The following is a 528-nucleotide window of genomic DNA, read 5'->3' on the forward strand; positions in this document are numbered from 1 at the left end:
AATACGCTGAGATCGTCGAGGGCGTCGAAGAGAAGATGCCACTGGGCATCGCCGACCGAATGGCCGGGATCTGCGCAGGTTTCGCACCGGACGCGTCGCTGATCGCATTCACCCGGCGGCACGATGTCATCCCGACGGGCCGCGGCCCGGTGGCGCCGCCGCTGAGCGGACTACACGAAGTGGAACCGCTCCGAGCGCGCGGGATGCGCAGATCCCGGCCATTCGGTCGGCGATGCCCAGTGGCATCTTCTCTTCGACGCCCTCGACGATCGCCGCGTATTGGGCGGCGTATCCGGACACGAGCGCGGCACCGACCCAGTCGTCGAGCAACAGATTCAGCAGGCTGGCCCGCACTACTTCCTCAGGGAACAGCCGGCTGACCGTCGCCCGAAATCCCGCGCCGACACGACAGCCCAGCAAGGCGTCCAGACCGGCGGGCGCGGTGATGTCGTCGACGACTTGATCGGTGAGGTGCGCCCTCACTCGGACCTCGCCGAGGATCTCGACACGTCCGTCCTCGGCGCCGAC

At 67.8% G+C, this 528-nt stretch carries 1 pseudogene; it reads right to left on the reverse strand.

The features are described from left to right. Positions 1-126: 126 nt before the first annotated feature. Positions 127-528: pseudogene (locus A5701_RS28465) on the reverse strand (hypothetical protein); the annotation flags it as partial.

The organism is Mycobacterium sp. E3305 (assembly GCF_001666785.1).
In the GTDB taxonomy this organism is placed as follows: domain Bacteria; phylum Actinomycetota; class Actinomycetes; order Mycobacteriales; family Mycobacteriaceae; genus Mycobacterium.